This window comes from Thermococcus sp. LS2 (assembly GCF_012027375.1).
Classification (GTDB): Archaea; Methanobacteriota_B; Thermococci; order Thermococcales; family Thermococcaceae; genus Thermococcus_B.
In genome coordinates this window covers 1-352 of the sequence record NZ_SNUI01000033.1, presented here as the reverse complement: position 1 = coordinate 352, position 352 = coordinate 1, and the positions used below count along the sequence as shown (strand labels likewise).

At 44.0% G+C, this 352-nt stretch carries 1 protein-coding gene; it reads right to left on the bottom strand.

The window, feature by feature from the left end:
• Nucleotides 1–81: 81 nt before the first annotated feature.
• Nucleotides 82–352, bottom strand: a 271-nt coding sequence (locus E3E24_RS12580; RefSeq protein WP_167916127.1) for a DUF257 family protein, incomplete at its 5' end; no start/stop codon positions are given.

The window sequence follows — 352 nt, the reverse complement described above, 5'->3', positions numbered from 1 at the left end:
GAAACAATTGAAGGAGCGCTCAGGAATATTGCTGAAGCTATTTCACTGTATTTTGAAACAGAAAAACAACGAAAAAGAGTGTCATGGAGTCTCTGCTAAGTATTCCTGCAGCTCTTGTGCCTTAACCTTGAGTTCTCTTCCGTATTCATTGAAATCCACTGACCTGCGGATTTTCCATGCTATTTCTCCCTCGCCTAGCTCTATATCGAAAACCCTGCTTACAAGCTCCTCGAACTCCAAGACCGCATTCCTACCTACAATGTCAGTGTTCAAGAAGTATATTGATGTTCTGCTCTTATCCCCCAAGTATGGGCGGATTGCATATCCGAAGAATGCTTCCAGCCTCGCTGGA